This window comes from Rhodococcus yananensis (genome assembly GCF_020515525.1).
In the GTDB taxonomy this organism is placed as follows: domain Bacteria; phylum Actinomycetota; class Actinomycetes; order Mycobacteriales; family Mycobacteriaceae; genus Rhodococcus; species Rhodococcus yananensis.
The window spans coordinates 1-26,341 of the sequence record NZ_JAIYEP010000030.1 but is presented as its reverse complement, the minus strand read 5'-3'; the positions used below and the strand labels follow the sequence as shown (position 1 = coordinate 26,341).

Here is a 26,341-nt window from a genome sequence, read left to right as displayed (position 1 = left end):
CCTCCTCGACGATGTGGGGTCCTTGCACGAACGTACTACCGACGGGACGGGCACTCGATCGTTACGGTGGGACCGTCCCGTCGTCGGCGTCACCGGGCGTCCCGCCCCCGCCGAAGAACCGACCGACGTGAGGAACGCCGATGACCGCATCGCTCGCAGCGCCATGGCACACCCTCGACGCGGAGGCGGTCGCCACCGCCCTCGACGTCGATCCGCACGTCGGCCTGACCGGGGACGACGCTGCCCGCCGCCGCGCCGACCACGGCCCCAACCTCATCGCCGACGCGAAGACGGTGCCCGCCTGGCGGAAAGTGCTGACGCTGCTCGCCGACAAGATGACCCTCGTGCTGGTGGTCGCGGCGATCGTCAGCGCCACCGTCTCCCGCGAATGGGAAACCCCCGTCGTCATCTTCGCCGTGATCGTGCTCAACACCGTTCTGGGGTACGTGCAGGAGGCGCGCGCCGAGAACAGTCTCCAGGCGCTGAAACAGATGTCGGTGTCCACCACCACGGTCCGTCGCGACGGCGGCGGTGCGGAGTTGCCCCGCGCCGACGTGGTCCCGGGCGACATCGTCCTGCTCGAAGCCGGCGACACCGTCCCCGCCGACGGACGCATCGTCACCGCGGTGCGCCTGCAGGTCGCCGAGGCCGCACTCACCGGTGAATCGCAGCCCGTCGACAAGACGGTCGACACCGTCACCGACGAGCAGGCCCCGCTCGGTGACCGCGGCGACATGCTGTTCATGAACACCGAGATCACCCGTGGCCGAGCCGAGATGATCGTCACCGACACCGGGATGGCCACCGAGATGGGGGCGATCGCGGCGCTGCTGGGCACCGCGGGTGTCGAGCAGACCCCCCTCCAGCGCCGCATCGGCCAACTCGCGCAGACCCTGACGATCGTCGCGATCGTCACCGTCGCCGCCGTGTTCGTGCTCGGCCTGCTCCGCGGCCAGTCGTGGTCCGATCTGCTGGTGACCGCGGTGTCCCTCGCCGTCGCCACCATCCCCGAAGGGCTGACGGCCGTCGTCGCGTTCACCCTCGCGATGGGGGCGTCGCGACTCGCGGCGCGCGGCGCCATCGTCAAACGACTCGCGGCCGTCGAAACCCTCGGCAGTACCACCCACATCGCCACCGACAAGACCGGCACCCTGACCCTCAACGAGATGACCGTGCAGCGACTGCTCGTCGCGGGGCGCGCGTTCCGGGTCACCGGCACCGGATACGGCACCGACGGAAAGATTCTCGTCGGCGACGGATTGCCCGCACCGGATCTCACCGACGCGCTGCTGGGCATGGCGTTGTGCAACGACGCCACCGTGCACGACGGCACCCTCGTCGGCGATCCCACCGAGGGCGCACTCGTGGTGCTCGCGGAGAAGGGCGGTGTGGACGTCGAGGGGGCGAGGACCACGTTGGGCCGGATCGCGGAGGTCCCGTTCGATTCCGCCTACAAGTACATGGCGACGTTCCACTCCGCACCCGACGGCAGCTACCGCTGCTACGCGAAGGGTGCGCCGGGCATCCTGCTCGGGCGGGCGACCTCGGTGCTCGGCGCCGACGGCGAGATTCCGCTCGACGACGCCCTGAGCACCCGCATCCTGCGTGCCGTCGACACCCTCGCGGCGGACGGGTTGCGCACCCTGATGATCGCCGGTCGACGTCTGGATGCGGTGCCGCGCGGTGATGCCGATGCCCTGCAGGACCGCGTGTCCGAGCTGACCGTGTACGCGGTGGTCGGCATCGTCGACCCGCCGCGCCCGGAGGCCCGGGACGCGATCGCCACCGCCCACGAGGCGGGGATCGCCGTCCACATGATCACCGGCGACCATCTGGTGACCGCGTCGGCCATCGCCGCGGATCTGGGCATCAACGGTCATGCGGCGTCCGGAACCGAACTCGACGGCTTCACAGACGACGAACTCCGCGACCGCGCGTCAGGTTTCGGCGTCCTCGCCCGTGTCTCCCCGGAGCACAAGATCCGGTTCGTCGAAGCGTTGCAGGCCGACGGGCAGATCGTCGCGATGACCGGCGACGGCGTCAACGACGCACCCGCGCTCGAACAGTCCGACATCGGTGTCGCGATGGGTATCACCGGTACCGACGTGTCCAAGGGCGCGGCGGACATGATCCTCACCGACGACAACTTCGCGACGATCGTCGCCGCGGTCGCCGAGGGCCGCGGAATCTACGACAACATCATCAAGTTCGTGAAGTTCCAGCTCACCACGGCCTGGGGATTCGTGCTGATCTTCCTCGCGGCCGGGGCGTTGGGGCTGGCCGGGGGCGCACCGTTCACGGCCCTGCAGATCCTGTGGGTCAACATCATCATGGACGGCCCGCCGGCGCTCGCACTCGGCGTCGACCCCGCGGAACCGGGCACGATGAAACGGCCGCCGCGGCCGGCACGCGAGACGTTGCTGAACCGCGCCCGGTTGCAGCGCATCCTCGGGCTCGGTGTGATCATGGCCGTCGGTACCCTCGCGATGCTGCATTTCGCACCCGACCTGTTCCCCGACTCGGCCGGCGACCCCCGCTTCGCGACCACCCTCGCGTTCACCACCTTCGTGTTCTTCCAGGTGTTCAACCTGTTCAACGTGCGCTCCGATCTCGGCTCGGTGTTCTCGGCCCAGACGTTGACGAACCACACCGTGTGGATCGCGCTGGCCGCGGTGATCGTGATGCAGATCTGCGTGGTGCAGTTCGCGGCCCTGCAGGAGTTCTTCGACACCACCGCGCTGACCTCGCAGCAATGGTTGTGTGCGGTCGCGGTCGGGTCGACGGTGCTGTGGGTCGACGAGATCGGCAAGGTCGTCGCCCGCCGGGTCGAGGCGCGGCGGCTCGCCCGCACCGAAGCGCCGGTGCTCACCTGACCCGGTCGAGGCGCGGCGGGCAGGGCGGGCCGCCGCCACCGGGCGTGATTGGATACCGACGTGACCGATCCCCGCTCCACCGCCGCGTCCGTGCCGACTCCGCCCGACCCGTTCTTCACGGTCGGGTCGCGCCTCGACAACGGTCTGGGGCGGACCGGCACCCTCCACACACCGCACGGCGACATCAGCACGCCCGCGTTCGTCGCGGTCGGCACGAAGGCCACCGTCAAGGCGGTCCTGCCCGAGACGATGGCGGACCTCGGTGCGCAGGCGCTGCTCGCGAACGCTTACCACCTGTATCTGCAGCCGGGACCGGACATCGTCGACGACGCCGGTGGGCTCGGTCGGTTCATGAACTGGCCCGGACCGACCTTCACCGACAGCGGCGGGTTCCAGGTGATGTCGCTCGGTGCCGGATTCAAGAAGGTCATCGCGATGGAGTCGGTGGGTACCCGCAGCGACGACGTCATCGCCCCGGGCAAGGAGCGTCTCGCGCATGTCGACGACGACGGCGTGACCTTCAAATCGCACCTCGACGGGTCGCGGCACCGGTTCACCCCCGAGGTGTCGATGCGCATCCAGCATCAGCTCGGCGCCGACATCATGTTCGCGTTCGACGAGCTGACCACGCTGATGAACACGCGCGGCTACCAGGAACGGTCGGTCGAGCGGACGCAGGCGTGGGCCGTGCGTTGCATCGCCGAGCACGAGAAGCTCACCGCGCAGCGCGCACACCGGCCCTACCAGGCGTTGTTCGGTGTGGTGCAGGGCGCGCAGTACGAGGATCTACGCCGCCGGGCGTGCCGCGGGCTCGAATCGATCCGCGGTGAGTCGGGCCGCGGGTTCGACGGCTACGGCATCGGTGGGGCGCTCGAGAAGCACAACCTGGGCACCATCGTGCGATGGTGCACCGAGGAACTCCCCGAACACAAGCCGCGGCACATGCTCGGTATCAGCGAACCCGACGACGTGTTCGTCGCGATCGAGCACGGCGCCGACACCTTCGACTGCGTGAACCCGTCCCGGGTCGCGCGCAACGCCGCGATCTACACCCGCGACGGCCGGTTCAACATCAACACGGCGCGTTTCCGGCGCGATTTCACTCCGATCGACGACACCTGCGACTGCTACACGTGCGGGCACTACACGCGCGCCTACATCCACCACCTGTTCAAGGCGAAGGAGATGCTCGCATCCACGTTGTGCACGATCCACAACGAGCGGTTCACGGTGCGCCTCGTCGACGAGATCCGCGAGAGCATCGACGCGGGACGGTTCGCCGAGCACAAGACCGAGACACTCGGCCGCTTCTACGCCTCGAGACGCACCCCGTAGGTCGGTTCGCGCTTCTTCACGTACGCGATGACCCGGTACGTGACGGGCAGCACCGCGATCTCCACCAGCGTCTTCCACAGGAACCCGACGACGAGGTAGTTGACGAAGTCCTCCCACGTCGAGATGCCGATGGCGCCGGCCGCGATCGCGCAGAACAGCAGGGTGTCGGCGAACTCGCCGACCACCGTCGATCCGATCAGACGCGCCCACAGGTGCTTCTCCTGTGTGCGCTTCTTGATCCACACCAACACGTACGAGTTGAGCAGCTGGCCGACGAGGTAGCCCGCCAGTCCCGCCAGGAGCATCCGCGGCACCACACCGAGCACCGCGTCGAAGGATTCCTGGTTCTCGTAGAAGCCGGCGGGCGGAAGCCCGGAGGTGATCCAGAAGCACAGCGCGGACAGGGCGACGGCACCGAATCCGTACAGGACGGCGCGGCGGGTGGCCGCGAACCCGTACACCTCGCTCAGGACGTCACCGAGGATGTAGGCGAGGGGAAACAGGAAGAACCCGCCGTCGGTGATGATCGGCAGGATCTGCAGCGGCCCGAGCGTGAGCTCGGAGTCGCCGAGGAAGGCGACTCCCTTCGTGGCGCAGATGTTGGAGATCATCAGCACCGCGGTGAACAACACCAGGAGGCCCGGATAGTAGCTGCGGGCCACTACGGCGAACTGGGTGCGGTCGGTGCTGGTCGTGAGTTCGGCGGAGTCTGTCACCCGGACATCCAAGCACCGGACGGCGAGGATCGCGAAAGTCGAGCACACCCGCCACAGCGGTCACACCGCGGGTTGCCGACGAGGACGGGCCCCGTCCCGGAGGACGAGGCCCGTTCGGCGACCGCGGACCGTCAGGACTTGACGACGCGAGTGCCACCCGCGAACTTGTCGTGGAAGCCCTGCTTGTTGCCGTCCTGCTCGATGGTGACGGCGATACCGATGTACGCGGCCAGGGACGCGAGGTTCGCGAGCAAGCCCAGGAAAGGGATCCCGTTGAGGATTTGCAGCGCGACGAAGGCGTTGCGCTTGGCGGCCTCCTCCATCGTGGGATTGCCGCCGTTCGGGCCGACGACGGACAGGCCCAGCAGCTTCTTCCCGAACGTCGCGCCCTGCGTCGACTCCAGGTAGGTGAAGTAGCCGAACGCGATGACACCGGTGAGAACCGACAGGATCAGCGACAGGACTCCGCTGCCGCTGGAGAAGATGACGAGTGCGTTGAGGATACCCATCGGGACAGCGACGATCAGGCCGTCGATGATGCGGGCACCCAGGCGCGGAAGGAGCTGCCCCGGCTGCTGCGATCCCGGAGTCGGACCGAATCCCGGATACTGGTCGAATCCCGGACTCGGCGGCGCCGGGTAGCTCGGGCCGCCGGCGCCGAACTGAGGTGCGCCGTACTGCGGCCCGGAATTCTGCTGATCGCCGTACTGCGGTGCACCGAACTGCTGCTGCGGTGCGCCGTACTGGGGGCCACCGAACTGCTGCTGCGGCGCGCCGTACTGCGGTGCACCGCCCTGAGGGGCGCCCTCGGGCTGGTATCCCGACTGGATCGGATTCGGGATGTGCTGGGTGTAGTCGTTCGGCTGGTACCCGGGCTGCTGACCGCCGTAGGACGGGGCACCCGGGTACGGCCCAGGATTGTTCGGATCGGGTTGCGGAGGCGGATATCCACCGGTGGTCATGTGTCTCCCTCGTAGACGACGTCAGTCGCGCCACGGTACAACGTCGAACCGACCTCCGCGTATCCGGCGGTGAACGGCCCTGCAACCTCGGGATTCACATGTTTGCCGGGGAAACCTGCCCGCCGGTGGTGATCCGGTACGCATAGGTCGCCGCGATGATCGAGACCGGGATCGAGATGAGCAACCCGAGGCCGCAGAGCAGGGCGCCGACGATGTTGATGCCGAGCAGTGCCAATACCAGAAGCAACAGTTGCCCGGCATTCGACGTGATCGCGCGGTAACTGGACTTGATCGCGGTGACGGCGTCCTGATTCCGGTCGACGACGAACTGCATCGTCCACCACGTCACGAAGGCGACGAACAATCCGGGCAGGATGCACAGTACGAGACCGATGCTCGTTCCGAGGGTCACGAGAATGCCCGCGATGATCACTGTGCCGAACGGTACCTGCAGGAACGTACCCAGCGCGGGCTTCTGTCCGTCGATTTCGCTCAGCGCAGCGCGCACGTATCCGGCCTGGATGATATGGCCGACGAGTGCGCTGATGATCGACCCGATCGCCGCCGAGATCGTCAGCCAGTCTCCGAATTCGGACGGCTGGCCCCGGAATCCGTTGAAGATCCACTGGATCAGGCCCTGCACCAGGAAAGCAATGATCATGAAGGCGATCCACACGCCCGGGTTCTTGCTGAACTTGTTCCACCCGTAGGAGATCGCCTCCCCGACGGACAGCGTGCGCACTCCGCCGGGCTCGTAGGAGCCACCGGGTGGGGGCGGAGGAAAGTTGCCGGGCGGTGGGGGATAACCGCCACCCGGAGGTGGGGGTGTGTAACCGCCGCCCGGGGGTGGGGGCGGATATCCGCCCGGGGGTGGGTAGCTGCCCGGCGGGGGCGGGTAGCCCCCGGGGCCGGAGGATCCGCCCGAACCCGGAACATTCGGGTTCGGGGAGTTCGGATCTCCGGACCGATCGCCGGGATCCCTGCTGGGGTCCTTGTCGGGGTCGTAGCCACCTGTCGTCATGGTGCGGCCTCTCGGGAGACGTACCGATCTCGTGCGCCGTCACGGACACTACGTGCCGACCCGCGTTCGCGCAGTACTTATGTGGTGGCACTTATGTGGCGGCCGGATCCGCATCGTCGGTACGGAACACCCACGGTTCGCGGGGGAGTCGGATCGGATCCCACCGATCGAGCAGCAGCGGCAGGGACACCGGTTCGCCGGGATCCGCCAGCCGCAACGACACCGCGATCGTCGACAACACGGCGGACGGGGTGTCGCCGAGCGCGATCCGATCCGCCAGCGTCACCGCGCCGTCGCGTTTGGCGAGCCGTTTCCCGTCGGCGTTCAATGCGAGCGGAACGTGCGCGTACACCGGTGCGGTGAGCCCGAGCAGCCCGGCGAGATACCCCTGTCGCGGCGCGGAGGTGAGCAGATCGTCGCCGCGCACCACCTGGTCGATGCCCTGTGCCCCGTCGTCGACGACCACCGCGAGGTTGTAGGCGGGCGTGCCGTCGTTGCGTCGCAACACGAGGTCGTCGACGATGCCGGTGAAGTCCCCGTGCAGCAGGTCGTGGACGGTGAACGTGTCGGTGTCGGCCCGCAGCCGCAGTGCCGGGGGTCTGCCTTCACCGCGTCGGGCCTCCCGCTGTGCGTCGGTGAGGTTGCGGCACGTACCGGGATAGGCACCGGCGGGTGCGTGCGGTGCGGACGTGGCCTGCTGGATCTCGCGGCGCGTGCAGAAGCATTCGTAGACGCGACCGGCCGCGGCGAGCCGGTCGATCGCCTCGTCGTACAGGCGTCCTCGCCGCGACTGGTGCACGACCTCCGCGTCCCAGTCGAGCCCGAGGGCTGCCAGATCGTGGAGTTGGGACTGCTCGGCGCCCGGACGCACCCGGTCGAGATCCTCCACCCGCACGAGGAACCGCCGCCCGGTCGAACGGGCGAACAACCAGGCAAGGACGGCGGTGCGGAGGTTACCGAGATGCAGGTCTCCCGACGGGCTGGGCGCGAACCGTCCCGCTCCGTCCCCGACCGAATGTGACACCGAGGAACCCTACGACACCCGGGCGCCGACGGTCACTCGGGTACGGCGTCGAGCACCAGCCGGATCTGCGTGTGGAGGGAGTGGGTGAGGAATTCGCGGGGATACAATTCGGGGCTGGCGGTCGCGTCCGCGGCGAGACCGGTGACGGCCGCGACGAGCAGCGCCGCGCGGGTCTCCGGGTCGGGAGTCCCCATCCTGATCAGCACACTCGACACTCCGGTCCGGATGGTGAAGAGGGCGGCACCGCGAATCGTGCTCAAGGACGGGGAGGTCGCGGCCCGGACGCTGAACGCCCCCATCACGTGCACCTCGCTGCCGCGCTGATCGTCGAGTGGGAGGAGATGACTGAGCGCGGCGAACAGGGTGCGGCCGGGGTCGATGTCGGGATCGACGCTCGCGAGGCGGGTCAGGACCCGGTCGGCGAGTGCCCGGAAGGAGTAGGCGAGCATCTCGTCCTTCGTCGGAAAATGATGCTGCACCGCTCCGATCGATACCCCCGCCTCGGTCGCGACCTCCCGTACGCTCGCGGATTCGAGGCCGCCGCGTGCCGCGACCTCGAGCAGTGCCGCGGCGAGCCGGGTGGGACTGGTGGTGGCGTAGGGGCGGGCGCGCATGGGAGAACGGTAGCCCAGCCCGACCGTTCGGCCGGGGGCACGGGTGACGGCCCCGAACGGCGCCGGAACACCAGGGGAGAAGGGGACCGATCGTGGTGTGGACCAGGGACGAACTCGAGAAGGCATACGAGGGATACCGGGAGACGGTCGTGCAGGCCACCCGCACCCGCGACTGGAACTGCTATGCGGAGATGTTCACCGAGGACGCAACGTACGTCGAACACGCGTACGGGCGGATGCAGGGTCGGGAGGCGATCCGCAAGTGGGTCACGCGGACGATGTCGGCGTTCCCCGGCAGTCGCATGACGTCGTTCCCGCCGTCCTGGTACGTGATCGACGACGAGCGTGGCTGGGTGATCTGCGAGGTGCAGAACCCGATGGAGGATCCCGGTGACGGGTCGGTGCACAACGCACCCAACATCACGATCCTGCACTACGCGGGTGACGGCCTGTGGTCGTACCAGGAGGACGCCTACAACCCCCTCAACTTCCTCGCGACGACGAAGAAGTGGTGTGAGCACGCGCAGAAGGCCGGGAATCTTCCCGACGATGCGCGGGCGTGGCTCGAGCGGATGTCGAAGCTGCCGGGCTGAGACGCCCCACCGGTCGGACCGTGCCGGGTCAGCGCCGACCGGGACGGTAGCGCAGGAAGCGCACCCCGACGGTGAGCGCGCCGGACACACCCGTCGCGATCCACAGGGCGTCGAGGCCGAGAACCCGATGTGCGAGGGCGCCGAGCACCGCCCCGGCGATCAGGCCGGACCACAGCGCGAGATAGGGCAGCCAACTCCATCGCGGACCACCGAAGAAGGCTGCCGCGATCCGGTGCCCGATCTTCACGAGCGCGCCGGTCATGTAGGTCAGGGCGATGCTCACCTCGCCCCGGCGCCGGAACACGGCGTTCTCGACGCCCATCGCGAGGACCATCGCCACGACCGCCAGCGGCGCCAGGTCCATGCTGGCGCCGATCGACCCGATCAGCAACAGTGCGGTGACGGTGGCCAGAACCGCGGTCTTGCGGGTGCGCCGGCTGTGGTCGGTGAGTTCGGCGACGATCCCGCCCAGGACGACGCCGACGACGAACAGCCCGAGGACCCCCGCGACGATGCCGACGTGCTGCCACATGCCGTCGGCGATACCGACGCTCAATCGCGTGGAGTTCCCACTCATGAACGAGACGAAGATGCCGCCGAGCGTGATGAAACCGAGTGCGTCCACGAAACCGGCGAGCGACGACAACGCGACCGCGAGCATCTGGAGGCGCCTACCGTATCCGACCACGCGGCGATGATAGTGACCGGCCACCGGCGGCGGGTGTTCCCGGTACCGGGAGCGGGTGGGTGTGCGGGGCGCATGTAACGGTCGGAGCCGAGACGCTCGATCACACCCGGTGAGAACGTCCGTCCCGATGCAGGAGCGTGCCCCGGTGATTCCCTCGACCACGTCGTCCCGGATCCCGGCCCGCGCGGGCCTGTCCGCGGTGGCGTCCGCTCTCGTCGTGCTCGTCGCCGGGTGTGGGGCCGCGACGACCGCCCCCGATACGGTCGCGACGACCGGTGCCCCGACGACGGAGACGACGACCGCCGAGACGACGACCGCCGAGGAGACGTCGGCGGAGGCGACCGATCGGGCCACCGCCGAGCAGACGCCCGAGCCGACCACCACCGTCCCCGGGTCCGCGGTGGCCGACGCGGGTGCCGGTTCGTCCGCGTCCGCGGCGTTGGCTCTGCTGGACACCCTGCCGGTGAAGGGCCGCGCACCCCGGACGGGCTACGACCGCGACCTGTTCGGTCAGGCGTGGAGCGATGACGTGTCGGTCGACGGAGGGCACAACGGCTGCGACACCCGCAACGACATCCTCCGTCGCGACCTCGTCGACATCGCGTTCAAACCCGGTACCCGCGACTGCGTCGTGGCGTCGGGCACCCTCCACGACGCGTACACCGGCACGACCATCGCGTTCACCCGCGGGCAGGGCACGTCGGAGGCGGTGCAGATCGATCACGTCGTCGCCCTGTCCGATGCGTGGCAGAAGGGTGCGCAACAACTCGACTCGGAGACCCTCGCCGATCTCGCGAACGATCCCCGCAACCTGCAGGCGGTGGACGGACCGACCAACCAGCGCAAGAGCGACGGCGACGCCGCGACGTGGCTGCCGCCGAATCGGTCCTATCGCTGCACCTACGTGAGTCGTCAGGTCGAGGTGAAGGCCGTGTACGGGCTGTGGGTCACCCGGGCGGAGCGGGACGCGATCGAACGGATCCTGGTCGGGTGCGGCACGGCGGCGACCGGGATGTCCACCGCGGTGCCGACGACGACGCCGGAACCGGTGTCCCCCGCACCCGTCGCGCCCGCCGACACCTCGGTGTACTACCGGAACTGCGCTGCCGCCCGCGCGGCGGGCGCGGCTCCCCTGCACGCGGGTCAGCCCGGGTACCGGCCGGACATGGACGGGGACCGCGACGGCGTCGCGTGCGAATGACGCGCGCCGGATCGTGTCGAGCCGACGATCGACGAAAGGTTCTCTGCGGAACGGGATGTCGATCCTGATCGTGCAGTGGCGGGCCCGTACCGCGGGCACCGTTGTTGCACTCCTCGTTGCACGGCCCGGGACGGGAAACGCCCGTGACCGGTATTCGTACCGGTCACGGGCGTTTCCGTGTGGCGGAGGATAGGGGATTTGAACCCCTGAGGGCGTTAACCCAACCCGCGTTCCAGGCGAGCGCCATAGGCCACTAGGCGAATCCTCCGTCGTGAAGCATACCGAATGCCCCCGCGAAGTTCCCAAACGGGCTGGTCGATGTGACTTTCGCGACGCCGGGCGCGCCCGAGGGGAGGGGGGTGGTGCGGACGCCGCGGGGCGTCCTCTAGACTTGCCCACGGATCCCGCGCGGCGCGCATCCTGTGAACTCCCCCAGGGCCGGAAGGCAGCAAGGGTCAACGGGCTCTGCCGGGTGCGCGGGGTCCCCTTATTTTCCGCCGATGCCCGTGTCACCGTGCACGGTGAAAGGTCCCTCCGCATGCCTACGCAGACCCAGATCGGGTTGATGAGCCATGAGGAACTCGTTGCAGAGCACGAGCGCCAGTCCGCCAACTACGAGCGGTTGAAGACCGAGAAGCTGACGCTGGACCTGACCCGAGGCAAGCCGTCGCCCGAGCAGCTGGACCTCTCCGCGGAGTTGCTGTCGCTGCCCGGGCCGGACGACTACCGCGACGCCGCGGGCACCGATTGCCGCAACTACGGCGGACTGACGGGCCTGCCCGAACTGCGGGCGATCTTCGCCGAACTGCTCCACATCCCCGTCGAGAACCTCCTCGCCGGCAACAACGCGAGCCTCGAGATCATGCACGACCTGATCGCGTGGTCGTTGCTGAAGGGCAATGTGGATTCGCCGCGCCCGTGGTCGCAGGAACCGGTCGTCAAGTTCCTGTGCCCGGCTCCGGGATACGACAGGCACTTCGCGATCACCGAGAGCTACGGCATCGAGATGGTTCCGGTCCCGTTGAACGACGACGGTCCGGACGTGCACCTGATCGAGCAGCTCGTCGCGAACGACCCGCAGATCAAGGGCATGTGGACGGTGCCCACCTACTCCAACCCCACCGGGGCCGTGTACAGCGAGGATGTCGCGCGCGCACTCGTGTCGATGCCCACCGCGGCCCCCGATTTCCGGATCTTCTGGGACAACGCGTACGCGGTGCACCCGCTCGTCGAGGACGTCGCACCGGCCGTCGACATCCTGGGGCTGGCCGCCGAGGCGGGTCACGCGAACCGCGTCTACGCGTTCGCTTCCACCTCGAAGATCACGTTCGCCGGGTCCGGCGTGAGTTTCTTCGGCAGTTCCGCGGAGAACCTGGCCTGGTATCAGAAGAACCTCGGTACCAAGACCATCGGCCCCGACAAGATCAACCAGCTGCGACACCTGCGTTTCTTCGGTGACGCCGACGGGGTCCGCGCTCACATGGCGAAGCACCGCGACATCCTGGCCCCGAAGTTCGCACTGGTCCGCCGCATCCTCGAGGATCGACTCGGCGCGTCGAAGGTCGCGTCGTGGACCGAGCCGAAGGGCGGCTACTTCATCAGCCTCGACGTCGTCGACGGAACCGCCAAGCGGGTGATCGCGCTGGCGAAGGACGCCGGCATCGCGTTGACCGGTGCCGGATCGGCGTTCCCGTACAAGAACGACCCCGACGACAGGAACATCCGTCTGGCGCCGAGCTTCCCGTCGCTCGACGAACTCGCGACGGCGATGGACGGCGTGGCCACCTGTGTGCTGCTCGCCGCCACCGAGAAGGAACTCGCCGACAGCTAGACCACACCTCGACGCAGGCACCGCCGCTGCACCCGCACGGACCCCGGTCCGTCGGGTGCGGCGGCGGTGGCATTTCGGGGATACGTCCGGTTCACGTGCTTTGTGCCCAGCCTGTGGACAACACTGTGGAAAACCGGTGGACCGAGCGTGGACAACTTCCCCCGCGGTCCCGCTGACCTCGGCGAACAGCGAAAGTGGGCTTTTTCCACAGGACGTGCCATACTGCCGGACCAGGGTCGCCGCGACACCTCGCGGCGGGTTCGGAAGTGGTGAGTGTGATGGAAGACCGCGCTCTCGTGAAACCGGGCGCCGGTGAAGCCGCCGTCGCGTCCGTCACGGGCTGTCACGGCGTTCTCGAAGTGTTCCTCCTGGCGCTCGACATCGACGCCTCCGCGGTGGGGAATCCACCCGCCTCTGCGGTGGGGATGCTCGATCCGTTCCTTCCCGCGCACATCGAGGCGCGACGCCCCACCGGGCACGGCATCCGCCCACCGGAAATGCTCGCGTACCGGTACATCGCCGACTCCGACCGTCCCGCGGTGTCGTTCGGCGTGTCGACGCAGGCGTTGCGCGCGGGCGCCACACCGGTACGTCCGTTCGTCGGACCGCCCGCGACCTGCGTGTCGCTGTGGGAGATCCCCGGATACGGTGCGGTCCTCGCGTTCGAGGCGCTCAGGGACGGCTCCTCCCGGTTGATCGGCCGGCGCACCGACCCGTTGCAGGACCGCGACGGCGACGGATTCGGCCCCGCGGTCGACGGTTTCCTCTCGCCGTTCGGACTCTCGGCGGTGTCCTCGCTCGAAGACCTGTTCCCGGGGATCAACCGGATGATGCCCGCACCGACCACCTACCGGTCGCTGCGCGAGCTCGTCGTGCACCGCCACCGCGGTGTCGGCGACCGCGAAGTGGTCGAGGGTCTCGTCGTCGAGGTCGTCTCCAGCGGTGGAGATCGCGTGCGCGATCTCGTCGACGCCACCGCCACCGGTCCGCTCGCGCGGGCAGCGGCGCACGCCTGGGGTGTCGTCTGGGGTTGGGATCGTGTCCGGCTCGTCGACGTCCCCGCCCGGCCGGGCGCCGCGCTCGCGGTGCGGGAGGATTCCGGAGCCGTGCTGTTCGACCTCGAAGCGGCCTCGGTGGACAGTCACTACACGGGTGGAATCGGAGAGATGATCTTCGGGCTGTTGCCGTGGGTGGCGATGCGAGCGAGCTGCTCGAGCGACTTCTGGCGGGTACTGGACCACCTACGCGACCACGAACTCCTCACCGGCGACCGCCTGGCCGAAGCGCTCGACGACGTCGCCGCCGTACAGGCCCGCAAGATGGAACGGTCGCTGTTGCGCAAGGAATCGATCCACGACGATCGGTTCCACTCGTGGACGCAACCGACCCAGCTGCGGTCGGTGCTGGTGCGCAGGGTGGCCGACGACATGGCGGCACTCGACGACGAGATCGCCGGCGCGGTCGAGGTGATCGAACACGCCACGGCGCGCAGCGCGGAGCTGCGCGGCCAACGGCATTCGCGGCTGACCCGTGGGTGGTCCGCGGCGGCCGCCGCCATCGCGGTGGTCGCGTTGTTCGCGGCTCTCGCCGCGGTACCCGGCGTGTCCGAGCCGACACTGTTCCCGCACTGGGTACACGCACTCAGCGTCACCCTCGCGTTGACCGCGACCACGGTCGTCGTCGCCGTACTCTGGCGGCGGCAGTGACGCGCGGGGGATGATCGGCGCATGGCAACGACGCTGAACCTGGTCGGGGACCCCGGCGCCGACGCTCTGCTCGCAGAGAATCCGCTCGCGCTGCTCATCGGGATGCTGCTGGATCAGCAGGTGCCCATGGAGACGGCGTTCGCCGGCCCGAAGAAGATCGCCGACCGCTTCGGTGAGGTGGACGCGCACCGGATCGCCGCCGCCGACCCCGACGAATTCGTGGCGTTGTGTGCACGGCCGCCGGCCGTCCATCGCTTCCCCAAGTCGATGGCGGCACGGATCCAGGCGTTGTGCATCACGCTCGTCGACGACTACGACGGTGACACCGCGGCACTGTGGACGTCCGGCGACCCGGACGGCAGGCAGGTCCTGGCGCGGCTGAAGAAGCTTCCGGGCTTCGGCGACCAGAAGGCACGGATCTTCCTGGCGCTCCTCGGCAAACAGATGGGCGTGCAACCCGCCGGCTGGCGGGAGGCCGCCGGAGACTACGGGATCGACGGTGCCCGCCGGTCGATCGCCGATGTCGTCGACGACCGATCCCTCCACGAGGTCCGCGAATTCAAGAAGTCGATGAAGGCCGCCGCGAAGAAGGCCCCTGCGAAGGGGAGCGCTGCCGAGTGAACCGGGGGTCGACGAGAACCGGGGTCGACGAGAACCGGGGAGTCGATGCGCGGCGCCGGCTCCGCCCGATGTCCCTTCGTCGTGCGGACGGTGCCGGTCACCCCTCACGCGCATGTCAGTTCGTGTTCGTCTCGATGAAGTCGATCACCCCCTCCGGATACGTCGGAGGCGCATTCACCGGTTCCTGGCGGACGATCCACCCGTCCGGACCGCTCATGTCCGAACGGCACAACAGCGTCGCGGTGTAGCGGCCGGGCGGCACCCACACCGTGATCCATTCGTCGCTCGTCCAGTCCGTCTCATGGATGTCCGAGGACGCAGCACCCTGCGCCGCTACTCTGCAGTCGGTCATCCCCTGAGACTGATCCACGTGAGCCGTGATCGAATTCGAATCCGACACGAAATGCGCCCACGCGGGATCGTTCCCACCCATCGCACCGGCGGCGCCGGCACCCGCCAGCAGCAACGGAATCGCCGCGGCCACCGCCGTCGCGGCGTACCCGATCCTCCGTCCGTCATCCGTCATGGCGACGTCCTCTCAGCTCGAACCGGTCTCGAGGAGATCGATCAGTTGATCGATCAGGCTGGGCGGCACATTCACACGCTCGTGCCTCGCGACGTGCCACTCGTCGCCGGTCTCCGGGAGCAGACAGTTCAAGGTGGCGTCGTAGCTGCCCGGGGACATCCGCACCGTGATGACGGTGTCACTCGTGAACTCGGAGTTCCCGGTCGCGTCCGGGGTGTCGCCCATCACGTACAGTGCGCAGTTCGTGATGCCGTTTCCGGCGTCGATGTGCGCGACGACGGAATCCGATGTGGTGGTGAAGTACACGGCGGAGGGCATGGCACCACCCATCGCACCGGCGATACCGGTGCCGGCCAGAACGAGGGGGACGACGGCGGCGGTCACCGCGGCGCCCCCGAGGATACTTCTGAGATTCGCCATTGCGAGGTCCTTGTCGCTGTGATGCCGTCGCCCCGGTTCCGGAGCCGATCCGGTCGGAATCCACGGCTGGACGCTCCCATCGTCGCGCCGAAACGTCGCCGAGACATCCGTCGAACGACGTAGACGGATCCGGCGTATCGGACTCGATGGGCCCGGAACCCGACCTAGTCTGTGTCCATGGGCGACGATCACGTGCTTCGTGCGGATCTGGTGGCGTCGCTCACCGATGACGTCCGGCGGCACGTCCTGGGCACCGAGCGCGGTGCCCTCGCCCTCGTCGGTGCCGTGGGGCTGGGCAAGAGCACTCTGCTCGGTGCGGTGACGCGCGGGCTCCCCGACGTGCGCATCCAGTCGGCCATCGCCAACGAACTGGACTGCGACCGGCCGTACGCGATCGCGGGACGACTCCTCCGTCGCGACCACAACTCTGCGCAGGACCGCACGGTGCTGGAGCGGGCGGTCGAGGACCTCGACGAACTGTGCTCGGCGGGCCCCCTCGTCCTCGCGGTGGACGATGCGCACCTGGCGGACGGGGAGTCGCTCTCCCTCCTGCACCGGATCAGCGTCGAGTCGGACGGATTCCCCGTCGCGGTCGTCCTGTCGTATCGGCCGATGCCGGAGCGCGCCGCCCTGACGATGTTCGCTGCGCAGCCCCACGTGCGCACGGTCGTGCTCTCCCCGGTCTCCGATGACGACGTCACCGAACTGATCAGGCGCAGACTCGACGCCGCTCCCAGCCCGGACCTGCGCAGGCTGCTCGGCCGCGCGGGCGGTAATCCACTGCACGTGACGCAGTTGCTCGACGCGCTGGTCCGGGACTCGCTCGTCGCGATCGACCCCGCCGGCGGCACGGCCGAACTGTGTGGCGACGACACCGAACTCGTCGGCGAAGTCGAGAGCAGCGTCCGGGCGTACCTGCGCGGACTGCCCCCTCGCGTCCGTGATCTCGTGCAGGTCCTGGCGGTCGCGGACGGGCCCGTCACCGTCGGCGAGCTCGCCGACATCGGTGGCCGCGCCCCGGCGCAGTGCCCACCCGTGATCGCCTCCGCCGTCGACGCCGGAGTGGTGCGTTGGCTCGACGATGACCACATCGATCTGGTGACCCCCGTGTACCGGGAGGTCGCCTACCGTGACGTGCCACCGGGCCTGCGCAGGTTGCTGCACAGTGCCGTCGCCGATGCCCTGTCGCGCGGGGGCGCCGACCTCGGGCGGATCGAGACACACCGGGAACGTTCCGTCGAATCCGGTGAGTTCGTGCGTAGTCGCCAACCCAGCTCGATGCAGGCATTCGGGGTGTTCGACGCCGATGAGCTCGCCGCCATCGCCGCGGAGGACAGCACCCTCGCGCGCGCGGTGGTCCTCGCCGAATCGGGCAGGTTCGCGGACGCGGCCGACCTCACCGACCGTGTACTCGCGGGCACGGGGCCGTCCGACGGGGGTGCGGAGGACACGGCCCGCCGGGCGGTCGCGTTCACCGTGCAGCTCGCTGCGGCGACACTGACCGCCGACATCGCACGCGCAGACACGTCGATCCAAGGGCTCCTTGCGATTCCGCTGCCACCGGACACTCGGTCCTGGCTCGAGCGGTACCGCCACTGGCTCGTCCTCGTCGGTGGGTCGGGTCCGGTACCGGCCGGGGTTCCTGCGGCACCGCCCGTCGACGAACCCCTGAACGACTTCGGTCTCGACACCATCGTGCCCGGGATCCATGCCGTCCTCCGCGGTGACTGTCTCGGTGGTCTCGAGATGTTCGAGCGGGGCCAGCGCGCCGCAGGTGGGCCGGGGCTGCTCGCACGGGAGTCGGCGGCAGCGGGGCTGTGGGCGATGTGGGCGGCACTGCACGCACACGGCCCGATCGCGGCGCACGCGCGTCGTACTCCGGTTGCACGTGACGGTCGTACCCCCGTCGAGATGTGGCTGCTGCCCGTCCGGCACTCCGTCGCCGCTGCCGTGTTGTTCTTCCTCGGACGGTGGGACGAATGCGTGGCGGCCTGCGACGATGCGGCTGCCGTTGCGGTGCGTACCGATTCCGGGTGGACGTCGATGGCCGTCGCCCTCGCCGCGCTGGCAGAGGTGTACCGCGGAGACCTCGAATCGGCGGACCGACGGCTCGCGGGTCACGACCCTGCGGGCACGAGGCTGTTCGGATTCCCCGACGTGGAGTATGCGCACGCAGAACTCGCTGCGGCGCAGGGGCGGCTCGGGGCGGCGGTGGACCACGCGGCCGGAGCGTGGACGGTGGCGGTGGACGGTGGTCGCTCGGTGTGGGCGCTGCGATTCGGTCCGCACGTGGCCCGGTTGGCGATGCAGGCGGGAGACACGGAGTTGTTCGCGGCCGTCCACACGGCGCTGCAGGAGATCTCGACGGCGGGGTGCCCCGCGCTGTCACCCGCTGTGGAACTGGTGGAGGCGATGGGCAAGTCGGATCCCGTCGCGCTCGCCCGCGTCGCCGACGCCTTCGCTGCTCGGGGTGACGGTGTCGGTGAGCTCGCCGCGCTCGAGGAGGCAGCGGTGGCGGCGGCATCGGCGGACGATCGTGAATCGGTCCGCGCCTACGCGCGGCGTGCACACGATCTCGCGGTCCACGTCGGTGCGTCCACGGTCACGCAGAGGCTGTCCGGGAGGGTCCGCGAGTCGGGGGTGGCGCTCGGCGTCCTCGGGCGGCGTCGCGGCGGCGGCGTCGGGTGGGAGTCGTTGACCGACGCGGAGCGGAGGGTCGCGTTGCTGGTCGGGAAGGGACTGTCGGGGCCGCAGATCGCGGCGCGGCTCGGGGTCTCGCCGCGGACGGTGCAGACCCACGTCTCGCATGCCCTCGCGAAGTTGGGTCTGCAATCCAGGGTGGGGCTCGCACGTGTGGTGCTGGGGCACGATCAGGGCCGGTGACAGCCGATGTGACCGACCGTCACCGGCCGCTCAGGTCTCGTCGGAGTCGTCGTCGGCGGCGGCGAGCAGCAGGTACAGCGACTTCCGGGTGTCGATCAGCGTCTTGTACGCGGAGGCGATCAGGGCGTCGTCGCCGCTGACGGCGACCGCGCGGACCGCGTTCTGCAGATCCCGCACGGCTGCGCGGAGGTCGGGGGCACCCGCCTCGGGGGTACGGGCCGCGAACGGGTCGACGGCCTGATTCGCCGGATCGGCCAGATACTCGCGTCCCGCGTCGGTCAGCGACACCAGCTTCCGTCCGCCGTCCTTGTCGACGGTGACGAGTCCTTCGTCCTCGAGTTGGGCGATGGTCGGGTAGATGGCACCGGGGCTGGGTCGCCAGATGCCACCCGTGCGTTCGGCGATCGCCTGCATGAGCTGATAGCCGTGCATCGGTTCGTCGGCGAGCAACCTCAGGACGGCGGCGCGGACGTCGCCGCGTTGGGCACGTCCGCGCCCGCGGTGCATGCCGCGGTGCATCGGATGGTCTCCCCGGCGAGGTCCGCCGAACGGGTCGCCGCCGAAGGGTCCGTGCGGACCGCCGCGTCGAGGATCCCGGCGACGGGGGTGCTCACCCGCGAAGGGGCCTTCGAAGAGGTGATCGTGGTGGGTGCGGCGTCGGCCGTGCATGTCGTTTCGTTCGTTGCGCATCGTGCACACTCCTTCTTGTCGATATATACAAGATACGTCGCGATATATCGTTATGCAACGTCCGGCTCCGTTCGACACGCTGTCGGAGCTCGCCGGTACTCTCGGCGCGTGGCCCTGTACCGGAAGTATCGACCCGCAACCTTCGCCGAGGTGGTCGGGCAGGAGCACGTCACCGCGCCCCTCAGCACCGCTCTCGACGAAGGTCGGATCAACCACGCCTACCTGTTCTCGGGTCCGCGCGGTTGCGGTAAGACGTCGTCCGCGCGCATTCTCGCCCGCTCGCTCAACTGTGAGCAGGGGCCGACGTCGACGCCGTGCGGCACCTGCGGTTCGTGCCGCTCGCTCGGCCCCGGCGGCGCCGGCAACCTCGATGTCACCGAGTTGGACGCGGCGAGTCACAACGGCGTCGAGAACGCGCGCGAACTCCGCGACCGCGCCTTCTTCGCGCCCGCCGAGTCGCGGTACCGCATCTTCATCATCGATGAAGCGCACATGGTCACCCCGGCGGCCTTCAATGCGCTGCTCAAGATCGTCGAGGAGCCGCCGGAACACCTGATCTTCGTGTTCGCCACCACCGAACCCGACAAGGTGCTGCCCACGATCCGCTCGCGCACCCACCACTACCCGTTCCGGCTGCTGGCACCGAACACCATGCGCGGTCTGCTCGAGAAGATCTGCGCGCAGGAGAACGTGCCGATCGAGGACACCGTGTACCCGCTGGTCGTCCGCGCCGGCGGTGGGTCCCCCCGCGACTCGCTCTCGGCGATGGATCAGCTCCTCGCCGGTGCCGGACCGGGCGGTGTGACCTACGCGGGCGCGCTCGCGTTGCTCGGTATCACCGACGTCGCACTCATCGACGACGCCGTCGAATCACTCGCCGCGAGCGACGGTGCCGCGCTGTTCGGCACCGTCGAGAAGGTGATGGAATCCGGCCACGACCCCCGCAGGTTCGCCGTCGATCTGCTCGACCGGCTCCGCGACCTGATCCTGATCCGTAACGTGCCCGACGCCGCCGAACGCGGTCTGATCGATGCGCCGGCCGACGTCCTCGACCGTATCCGCGACCAGGCATCCCGGATCGGCCCGGCCACGCTCACGCGCTACGCCGAACTCGTCCACGACGGACTCGGTGAGATGCGCGGTGCCACGTCGCCGAGGCTGCTCCTCGAGGTGATGTGTGCCCGCATGCTGCTGCCCGCGGCATCCGACGCCGAATCCGCTGTGCTGCAACGACTCGAACGACTCGAACAGGGATCCGTCGGGGCGCCGGCGGCGGTCGCTGCGCAGCCGGTTCCGACGGTCGCCGCCATGCGGTCCACGCCCGAACCGCCGGTCGCGCCGATCGCCCCCGACGAACCGGCCGCGCGGTTCCAGCGGCCGTCGCAGCGTCGCGCGGCGGAGGGGCAGGCAACCTCGGCTTCCGTCGATTCCTCCCGAGGAACCCCCGAACCCACGCCGGTCGAGCCCACGCCGGTCGAGCCCACGCCGGTCGAACCTGCGCCGGTCGAACCTGCGCCGGTCGAACCTGCGCCGGTCGAATCTGCGCCGGTCGAATCTGCGCCGGTCGAATCTGCGCCGGTCGAATCTGCGCCGGTCGAACCCGCGCCGGTGGTGAACGAGAATCCGACGCCGGAGATCGAACCTGTGGCGGCCGGAAACCACTCGAATCCCGTTGCAGAACAAGAAGAACCGTCGACCCGACCGGAGCGGACGCAGGCGTCCGCGCTCGACATCGAGAAGATCCGGGCCGCGTGGTCCGACGTCCGCGCCGAGGTCCGTCTCCGTAGCCGCACGGTCGAGGTCATGCTGTCCGGCGCGATCGTCCGCGGTGTCGAGGGACACCGGGTCGTGCTGGCCCACGACTCGATGCCGCTGGTGAAGAGACTCGCGGAACCACGAAACGCGGCGGTCGTCGCCGATGCGATGCGCACGGTGCTCGGGGCCGACGTGGAGGTCACGTGCGTTCACGGATCGGCGGCCCCGACGCCGGCTCCGACGAGGTCGACGGCCCCGAAACAGAAAGCGGGTGGGCAACCCAGGTTCTCGCGTCCGAGTCAGGCGAAGCGTGAGCCGGCGGCGGAACACCCGGCGGTTCCGGAACCGCAGCGCCCCGGCGAGGCCCGGTCGAGGTCGCAGCGACCCGAGTTCTCGCGCCGGTCCGAATACGACGACATTCCGCCGCCCGAGGCGCCCGATCTGCCCGACGATCCGGGGCCGATCGACAGCGCACCGCCGGACCCGTCGTCGATGTCGGACGCCGACGTCGAGGAGATGTTCGCAGAGGCGGCGACCCCGGCCGATCCGACACTGCGCCGAGACCCCGACGAGATCGCTGCGGAGGTGCTGCGCGACATTCTCGGCGCGAAACCCCTCGAGGGCAAGTAGTCCGGATCAGGCCAGCAGCCGTGCCGACGGCCCCGGTGAGACGTCGACATCGGTGGGCCGCAGACGGTGTCCCTCGCTGCACTGCACGACGGCTTCCACCGGCGCGCCGCACTCGTGGTGCCGCAGCGACAGCGACGGTCCTTCGAGATCCGCGCAGTACCGGTCGCCCCACTGGAGAAGCGCGACCAGGATCGGGTAGAGCTCGCGGCCCTTGTCGGTGAGCCGGTACTCGTGGCGGGTGCGCCGACCCTCTTCCTGGTACGGAACCGTGACGAGGACCCCGGCGTCGACGAGTCGTCGCAGTCGCGCCGACAGGACCGGTTCGGAGATACCGGTGTGCCGCCGCATCTGTTCGAAACGTCGGACGCCGTTGAAGGCTTCGCGGAGCACGACCATCGTCCACTTCTCGCCGATGACACTCAACGTTCGCTGGACCGAACAGTTACCGGTGTCGTAGTCGAGCCACTGCATGACACGAGCCTAGCTTGGCTGTTCACGCGACAGCCAGGGGTGAGGTGACGCCGGGGCCGATGGCCGGGCACATCGATCGTCGCGGGGGTTCCGTGGCCGATCAGCGGATCAGATTGCCCAGATCGATCGGCACCTGGGCACCGGTCATGTACTTCGCCTCGTCCGAGCACATCCACGCCACGACCGAGGCCACGTCCTCGGCCTGCAGGATCTCGTAGGGCAGCGAGTTCATGTAGATGGGGCCGAGTGTGGCGGCCGCCTCCTGGATGAGCGGATGCAGATCGGAGACGGTCATCCCCGTCGCGACACCCGCCGGATGCACGGTGTTGACGCGGATACGGTGTTCGCCGAGTTCGTTCGCCATCGTCTTCGCGAGTCCCACGATGCCGTGTTTGGCGGCGGCATAGTGCCCGGTGAACGGCGTGCCCTTGAGACCGGCGACCGAACTGGTGAACACGATCGCCCCACCCTCACCCTGCTCGATCAGGTACGGCACCGCGGCCTTCGCCGTGTGGAAGACGCCGGTGAGGTTCACGTCGATCATCTCGTTCCACTGGTCGAGGGTGATCTCCCAGGACTTGCCGCCCGAGCAGATGCCGGCGTTCGCGATCACGACGTCGAGCCGGCCGAACCGCTCGACTCCCGCCGTGACGGCCTGCGACAACGCGTCGAAGTCGCGCACGTCCGCGACGGTCGCCGTGATCCTGCGTCCGGTGGCCTCGACCTGTCGGACGGTCTCGTCGAGATCCTCGCGTGTGGCGCCGTCGTACGCGGTGCTCGCGAAGTCGATGCAGGCGTCGACTGCGATGATGTCGGCGCCCTCCTGCGCGAAACGGACGGCCTCGGCGCGACCCTGGCCGCGGGCCGCGCCGGTGATGAAGACGACCTTGTTCTCGAAACGGCGGGGGACGACGGGTGTGGTCATGCGAGTTCCTCCAGGTGCGATCCGGGTACTCCTCGCGATTGTGCTCGTCGAGTCGGGCGCGCGGGCCCGGTCGGTTCGCTCAGCGGGAGCCCGGCGAGAGCGGATGGGGGTCGACTCAGGCGACCCGGCGGAAGGTGTCCGGATCGGCGGCGGCCCAGTCCGCAGCCCACGTCGACGGCGGTTCGGTGAGCAGTTGACCGGGATCGAGGCGTTCGTACAGCTCCGCGTAGGAACGCAGCTCGGTCGGCGACACCCTCTTGTAGAGCATTCCCGGGTGCAGCTCGCCCGGATCGGACGCACCGAGCGACGCCATGATCTGCACCGCCTGCCGGACCGTCGCCTCCTGATAGCGGCGGACCCGTTCACTCTTGTCGGCGACGTCGAGGGCCCGCGCCCGCCGGGGATCCTGGGTGGCCACGCCCACCGGGCACAGGTTGGTGTGGCAGCGTTGCGCCTGGATACAGCCGATCGCCATCATCATCGCGCGGGCCGAATTCGTGTAGTCCGCGCCCTGCACGAGCCGTTTGACGATGTCGTTGCCGACGGCGATCTTGCCGCTGGCACCGATCCGCACGTTCGGCCGGAGCCCGGTTCCGGTGAGTGCATCGTGGACGAGGGTCAGACCGTCCGTCAGGGGTAGCCCCACGTGGTCCTCGTACTCCAGGGGTGCTGCGGCCGTCCCGCCCTCGGAACCGTCGACGACCACGAAATCCGGTGCGGTGCCCTCCGCGAGCATCGCCCTGCACAGCGCCAACAACTCGACACGCGAACCGGCACACAGTTTGATCCCGACGGGTTTGCCGTCCGCCAACTCGCGCAACCGCGCCACGAACAACACGAGTTCACGCGGTGTGCGGAATGCGGTGTGCGCGGCCGGGCTCACGCACTTGACGTGCGCGGGAACACCCCGATACCGGGCGATCTCGGTCGAGACCTTCGCCGCCGGCAGCACACCCCCGATCCCCGGTTTCGCACCCTGGCTGAGTTTGATCGTCACCGCCTTCACCTCCGGCCGCGCAGCGGTGTCCGCGAACAGGTGGGGATCGAACGTGCCGCCGGGGGTGCGAGCACCGAAATAGCCGGATCCGATCTCCCAGAGCAGGTCACCACCACCCGAGAGGTGGTGGGGCGTCAGTCCGCCCTCGCCCGTGTCGTGGGCGAACCCGCCCAGCGCCGCGCCCCTGTTGAGCGCGCGCAACGCGTTGCCCGAGAGCGCACCGAAGCTCATCGCCGACACGTTGAGCAACGCCATCGAGTACGGCCTCCGGCAGTCGGGCCCACCCACCAGGACACGTGGTGCTTCGTCCGGCTCGGACACCGGCAGCGTGGAATGGACGAAATTTTCGTATCCGACGGTTTCGACGTCGCGTTCGGTGCCGAACGACAACTCGCCGTGAATGCCCTTCGCCCGCTCGTAGATCATCGTGCGGACGTCCCGGTCGAACGGACGACCGTCGTAGTTGCGCTCGACGAAGTACTGCTGCAGTTCCGGCCGGATGCTCTCGAGCAGGTACCGCATGTGCCCGAGGATCGGATAGTTCCGCAACACCGAATGCCGACGCTGGATCAGGTCGTACACCCCGACGGCGGCGAGCAGCACCAACGTCCCCACGACCACCCACCACGCCCACGACCCGATCGACGCGGCGAAGGCCACGACGATCGCTGCGAAGCCCACGAATCCGACGGACAGAAACCGGAACATCGTGCCTCCCTCTGCACGCGTCTCCCTTCATGGATACCCGCACCGCGCGCGTGCGGGTACGGATTCCCAGCAAACTCCCAGGAGAACCCCAGCAGTTCACGTGCCTCGGTGCGCACACTCGACCGTGACGGTCAGGCCGTGGGATCCGCACCGTGCGGTGACCGGTCGGAAGGAGATGCCATCGTGCAGCGACGAACATTCGAAGGCAGGAGTCTGCCCCGACCCGACGACGAACTCGTCGACCAGGGACTGGGCTTCGACGTGGGAACCCTGCTCAGCCGCCGCAGGCTCCTGACGGTGCTGGGACTCGGGGCGGCCACGGTCGGGTTGGCGGCGTGCGGGAGTTCCGGCTCGAACGGATCCGCCGGTGCATCGGCGACGACCTCCACAGCGGGGTCGGCCCTGTCGGAGATTCCCGACGAGACCGCCGGACCGTACCCGGGAGACGGATCCAACGGACCCGACGTCCTCGAACAGAGCGGCATCGTCCGCAGCGACATCCGGTCCAGCTTCGGTGAGGCCACCGGAACCGCCGAAGGAATCCCGATGACGTTGGAACTGTCGATCGTCGACATGGCCGGTGGCGACCTCCCGTTCGCCGGTGTCGCCGTGTACGTATGGCACTGCAACCGCGACGGTGAGTACTCGATGTACTCCGAGAACATCGTCGACCAGAACTACCTCCGGGGCGTGCAGATCGCCGACGACGACGGAAAGGTGACGTTCACCAGCATCTTCCCGGCGTGTTATCCGGGACGCTGGCCGCACATCCATTTCGAGGTCTACCCGGATGAGGGCTCGATCACCGATTCCACGAACGCGATCGCCACCTCGCAGGTGGCGTTGCCGCAGGACGTGTGCGCCGCCGTGTACGCGACGACCGGGTACGAGCAGTCGGTGCGGAACCTGGCGCAGATCACTCTCGACAGCGACAACGTCTTCGGTGACGACGGCGGCGTGAGCCAGCTCGCGACCGTCGCCGGCGATGTCACGAACGGCTACCGGGTGTCGCTGACGGCCGCTGTCGACACCGGCACCGAACCCGTCGGCGGCGGCATGCCCCGCGGTGGACCGGGGCAGGGGAGCGCGCCGGGTGGGACACCACCCGGAATGCCGGAGGGGATACCGTCAGGTCCCCCACCGTCCGGCAT

22 protein-coding genes, 1 tRNA gene and 1 other RNA gene are annotated in these 26,341 nt (G+C 68.9%); 11 read left to right on the top strand and 13 right to left on the bottom strand.

Going from position 1 to position 26,341, the window contains the following annotated elements; genetic code table 11:
• Positions 1 to 140 precede the first annotated feature (140 nt).
• On the top strand, positions 141 to 2,873 hold the full coding sequence (locus LDQ05_RS09605) for a cation-translocating P-type ATPase (RefSeq protein ID WP_226436701.1): 2,733 nt from the start codon (positions 141 to 143) through the stop codon (positions 2,871 to 2,873).
• A gap of 60 nt (positions 2,874 to 2,933) precedes the next feature.
• Positions 2,934 to 4,208 (top strand): tRNA guanosine(34) transglycosylase Tgt, encoded by a 1,275-nt coding sequence (gene tgt, locus LDQ05_RS09600; RefSeq protein WP_226436700.1) that lies wholly within the window; start codon positions 2,934 to 2,936, stop codon positions 4,206 to 4,208.
• Here tgt and LDQ05_RS09595 read toward each other — a convergent pair.
• The 5 genes from LDQ05_RS09595 to LDQ05_RS09575 all read right to left on the bottom strand — a co-directional run bounded on the left by LDQ05_RS09595 (position 4,184) and on the right by LDQ05_RS09575 (position 8,545).
• Positions 4,184 to 4,924 (bottom strand): queuosine precursor transporter, encoded by a 741-nt coding sequence (locus tag LDQ05_RS09595; protein WP_226436699.1) that lies wholly within the window; start codon positions 4,922 to 4,924, stop codon positions 4,184 to 4,186. The two genes, tgt and LDQ05_RS09595, sit on opposite strands and share 25 nt — an antisense overlap.
• Before the next feature lie 131 nt (positions 4,925 to 5,055).
• On the bottom strand, positions 5,056 to 5,886 hold the full coding sequence (locus LDQ05_RS09590) for an RDD family protein (RefSeq protein WP_226436698.1): 831 nt from the start codon (positions 5,884 to 5,886) through the stop codon (positions 5,056 to 5,058).
• A 94-nt stretch (positions 5,887 to 5,980) separates the two neighbouring features.
• Complete coding sequence (locus LDQ05_RS09585; protein WP_308013181.1) at positions 5,981 to 6,628, bottom strand: DUF2189 domain-containing protein; 648 nt, start codon at positions 6,626 to 6,628, stop codon at positions 5,981 to 5,983.
• A gap of 370 nt (positions 6,629 to 6,998) precedes the next feature.
• Positions 6,999 to 7,931, bottom strand: a complete 933-nt coding sequence (gene gluQRS / locus LDQ05_RS09580) for a tRNA glutamyl-Q(34) synthetase GluQRS (protein ID WP_226436696.1) — start codon at positions 7,929 to 7,931, stop codon at positions 6,999 to 7,001.
• Between the two features lie 32 nt (positions 7,932 to 7,963).
• Positions 7,964 to 8,545, bottom strand: coding sequence for a TetR/AcrR family transcriptional regulator (locus LDQ05_RS09575; RefSeq protein ID WP_226436695.1), 582 nt, complete (start codon positions 8,543 to 8,545; stop codon positions 7,964 to 7,966).
• A gap of 89 nt (positions 8,546 to 8,634) precedes the next feature.
• On the opposite strand from LDQ05_RS09575, the gene LDQ05_RS09570 reads away from it, so the two are divergent.
• Positions 8,635 to 9,138, top strand: a complete 504-nt coding sequence (locus tag LDQ05_RS09570) for a nuclear transport factor 2 family protein (protein ID WP_226436731.1) — start codon at positions 8,635 to 8,637, stop codon at positions 9,136 to 9,138.
• A gap of 28 nt (positions 9,139 to 9,166) precedes the next feature.
• Here LDQ05_RS09570 and LDQ05_RS09565 read toward each other — a convergent pair whose 3' ends face one another.
• Positions 9,167 to 9,826, bottom strand: coding sequence for a YoaK family protein (locus LDQ05_RS09565; RefSeq protein ID WP_226436694.1), 660 nt, complete (start codon positions 9,824 to 9,826; stop codon positions 9,167 to 9,169).
• A 127-nt stretch (positions 9,827 to 9,953) separates the two neighbouring features.
• On the opposite strand from LDQ05_RS09565, the gene LDQ05_RS09560 reads away from it, so the two are divergent.
• Positions 9,954 to 11,027, top strand: coding sequence for a GmrSD restriction endonuclease domain-containing protein (locus tag LDQ05_RS09560; protein WP_226436693.1), 1,074 nt, complete (start codon positions 9,954 to 9,956; stop codon positions 11,025 to 11,027).
• Between the two features lie 180 nt (positions 11,028 to 11,207).
• Here LDQ05_RS09560 and LDQ05_RS09555 read toward each other — a convergent pair.
• A tRNA-Ser gene (locus tag LDQ05_RS09555) sits at positions 11,208 to 11,295 on the bottom strand.
• Between the two features lie 128 nt (positions 11,296 to 11,423).
• Between LDQ05_RS09555 and ffs the strand changes: the two genes are divergently transcribed.
• The 4 genes from ffs to LDQ05_RS09535 all read left to right on the top strand — a co-directional run bounded on the left by ffs (position 11,424) and on the right by LDQ05_RS09535 (position 15,185).
• Positions 11,424 to 11,518: signal recognition particle sRNA small type (gene ffs / locus LDQ05_RS09550), an RNA gene on the top strand.
• A gap of 47 nt (positions 11,519 to 11,565) precedes the next feature.
• Positions 11,566 to 12,858 (top strand): aspartate aminotransferase type Ic, encoded by a 1,293-nt coding sequence (locus LDQ05_RS09545; RefSeq protein ID WP_287220197.1) that lies wholly within the window; start codon positions 11,566 to 11,568, stop codon positions 12,856 to 12,858.
• A 278-nt stretch (positions 12,859 to 13,136) separates the two neighbouring features.
• Positions 13,137 to 14,564: a hypothetical protein gene (locus LDQ05_RS09540; protein WP_226436692.1), complete on the top strand. Its 1,428-nt coding sequence runs from the start codon at positions 13,137 to 13,139 to the stop codon at positions 14,562 to 14,564.
• A 21-nt stretch (positions 14,565 to 14,585) separates the two neighbouring features.
• Positions 14,586 to 15,185 carry an HhH-GPD-type base excision DNA repair protein gene (locus LDQ05_RS09535; RefSeq protein ID WP_226436691.1) on the top strand — a complete coding sequence of 200 codons (600 nt, stop codon included), beginning with the start codon at positions 14,586 to 14,588 and terminating at the stop codon, positions 15,183 to 15,185.
• A gap of 115 nt (positions 15,186 to 15,300) precedes the next feature.
• On the opposite strand, the gene LDQ05_RS09530 is transcribed toward LDQ05_RS09535, so the two are convergent.
• Both LDQ05_RS09530 and LDQ05_RS09525 read right to left on the bottom strand, forming a co-directional pair.
• A complete protein-coding gene (locus tag LDQ05_RS09530; protein ID WP_226436690.1) occupies positions 15,301 to 15,711 on the bottom strand; it encodes a hypothetical protein in 411 nt (136 codons plus the stop codon).
• A gap of 12 nt (positions 15,712 to 15,723) precedes the next feature.
• A complete protein-coding gene (locus LDQ05_RS09525; RefSeq protein ID WP_226436689.1) occupies positions 15,724 to 16,131 on the bottom strand; it encodes a hypothetical protein in 408 nt (135 codons plus the stop codon).
• A 177-nt stretch (positions 16,132 to 16,308) separates the two neighbouring features.
• Between LDQ05_RS09525 and LDQ05_RS09520 the strand changes: the two genes are divergently transcribed.
• The gene (locus LDQ05_RS09520; RefSeq protein ID WP_226436688.1) at positions 16,309 to 19,014 is read left to right on the top strand and encodes a LuxR C-terminal-related transcriptional regulator; all 2,706 of its coding nucleotides are present in this window, start codon (positions 16,309 to 16,311) and stop codon (positions 19,012 to 19,014) included.
• A 30-nt stretch (positions 19,015 to 19,044) separates the two neighbouring features.
• Here the strand turns inward: LDQ05_RS09520 and LDQ05_RS09515 are convergent, their stop codons facing one another.
• Complete coding sequence (locus tag LDQ05_RS09515; RefSeq protein WP_226436687.1) at positions 19,045 to 19,704, bottom strand: PadR family transcriptional regulator; 660 nt, start codon at positions 19,702 to 19,704, stop codon at positions 19,045 to 19,047.
• A gap of 108 nt (positions 19,705 to 19,812) precedes the next feature.
• Here LDQ05_RS09515 and LDQ05_RS09510 point away from each other — a divergent pair, with 108 nt between their 5' ends.
• Positions 19,813 to 22,089, top strand: a complete 2,277-nt coding sequence (locus LDQ05_RS09510) for a DNA polymerase III subunit gamma and tau (RefSeq protein ID WP_226436686.1) — start codon at positions 19,813 to 19,815, stop codon at positions 22,087 to 22,089.
• 6 nt (positions 22,090 to 22,095) lie between these two features.
• Here LDQ05_RS09510 and LDQ05_RS09505 read toward each other — a convergent pair whose 3' ends face one another.
• The 3 genes from LDQ05_RS09505 to LDQ05_RS09495 all read right to left on the bottom strand — a co-directional run bounded on the left by LDQ05_RS09505 (position 22,096) and on the right by LDQ05_RS09495 (position 25,190).
• Positions 22,096 to 22,560 carry a winged helix-turn-helix transcriptional regulator gene (locus LDQ05_RS09505; protein ID WP_226436685.1) on the bottom strand — a complete coding sequence of 155 codons (465 nt, stop codon included), beginning with the start codon at positions 22,558 to 22,560 and terminating at the stop codon, positions 22,096 to 22,098.
• 100 nt (positions 22,561 to 22,660) lie between these two features.
• Positions 22,661 to 23,485, bottom strand: coding sequence for a mycofactocin-coupled SDR family oxidoreductase (locus LDQ05_RS09500; RefSeq protein WP_226436684.1), 825 nt, complete (start codon positions 23,483 to 23,485; stop codon positions 22,661 to 22,663).
• 115 nt (positions 23,486 to 23,600) lie between these two features.
• Positions 23,601 to 25,190: an FMN-binding glutamate synthase family protein gene (locus LDQ05_RS09495; RefSeq protein WP_226436683.1), complete on the bottom strand. Its 1,590-nt coding sequence runs from the start codon at positions 25,188 to 25,190 to the stop codon at positions 23,601 to 23,603.
• A gap of 183 nt (positions 25,191 to 25,373) precedes the next feature.
• On the opposite strand from LDQ05_RS09495, the gene LDQ05_RS09490 reads away from it, so the two are divergent.
• On the top strand, positions 25,374 to 26,341 hold a 968-nt coding region (locus tag LDQ05_RS09490; RefSeq protein WP_308013180.1), incomplete at its 3' end, for an intradiol ring-cleavage dioxygenase.

Bases quoted from the DNA above. Each gene is read 5' to 3' on its own strand.
- LDQ05_RS09605 (WP_226436701.1), top strand. From the start codon at position 141: ATGACCGCATCGCTCGCAGCGCCATGGCACACCCTCGACGCGGAGGCG.
- LDQ05_RS09590 (WP_226436698.1), bottom strand. From the start codon at position 5,886: ATGACCACCGGTGGATATCCGCCTCCGCAACCCGATCCGAACAATCCT.
- LDQ05_RS09575 (WP_226436695.1), bottom strand. From the start codon at position 8,545: ATGCGCGCCCGCCCCTACGCCACCACCAGTCCCACCCGGCTCGCCGCG.
- LDQ05_RS09560 (WP_226436693.1), top strand. From the start codon at position 9,954: ATGCAGGAGCGTGCCCCGGTGATTCCCTCGACCACGTCGTCCCGGATC.
- LDQ05_RS09545 (WP_287220197.1), top strand. From the start codon at position 11,566: ATGCCTACGCAGACCCAGATCGGGTTGATGAGCCATGAGGAACTCGTT.
- LDQ05_RS09540 (WP_226436692.1), top strand. From the start codon at position 13,137: ATGGAAGACCGCGCTCTCGTGAAACCGGGCGCCGGTGAAGCCGCCGTC.
- LDQ05_RS09535 (WP_226436691.1), top strand. From the start codon at position 14,586: ATGGCAACGACGCTGAACCTGGTCGGGGACCCCGGCGCCGACGCTCTG.
- LDQ05_RS09530 (WP_226436690.1), bottom strand. From the start codon at position 15,711: ATGACGGATGACGGACGGAGGATCGGGTACGCCGCGACGGCGGTGGCC.
- LDQ05_RS09525 (WP_226436689.1), bottom strand. From the start codon at position 16,131: ATGGCGAATCTCAGAAGTATCCTCGGGGGCGCCGCGGTGACCGCCGCC.
- LDQ05_RS09520 (WP_226436688.1), top strand. From the start codon at position 16,309: ATGGGCGACGATCACGTGCTTCGTGCGGATCTGGTGGCGTCGCTCACC.
- LDQ05_RS09515 (WP_226436687.1), bottom strand. From the start codon at position 19,704: ATGCGCAACGAACGAAACGACATGCACGGCCGACGCCGCACCCACCAC.
- LDQ05_RS09505 (WP_226436685.1), bottom strand. From the start codon at position 22,560: ATGCAGTGGCTCGACTACGACACCGGTAACTGTTCGGTCCAGCGAACG.
- LDQ05_RS09500 (WP_226436684.1), bottom strand. From the start codon at position 23,485: ATGACCACACCCGTCGTCCCCCGCCGTTTCGAGAACAAGGTCGTCTTC.
- LDQ05_RS09495 (WP_226436683.1), bottom strand. From the start codon at position 25,190: ATGTTCCGGTTTCTGTCCGTCGGATTCGTGGGCTTCGCAGCGATCGTC.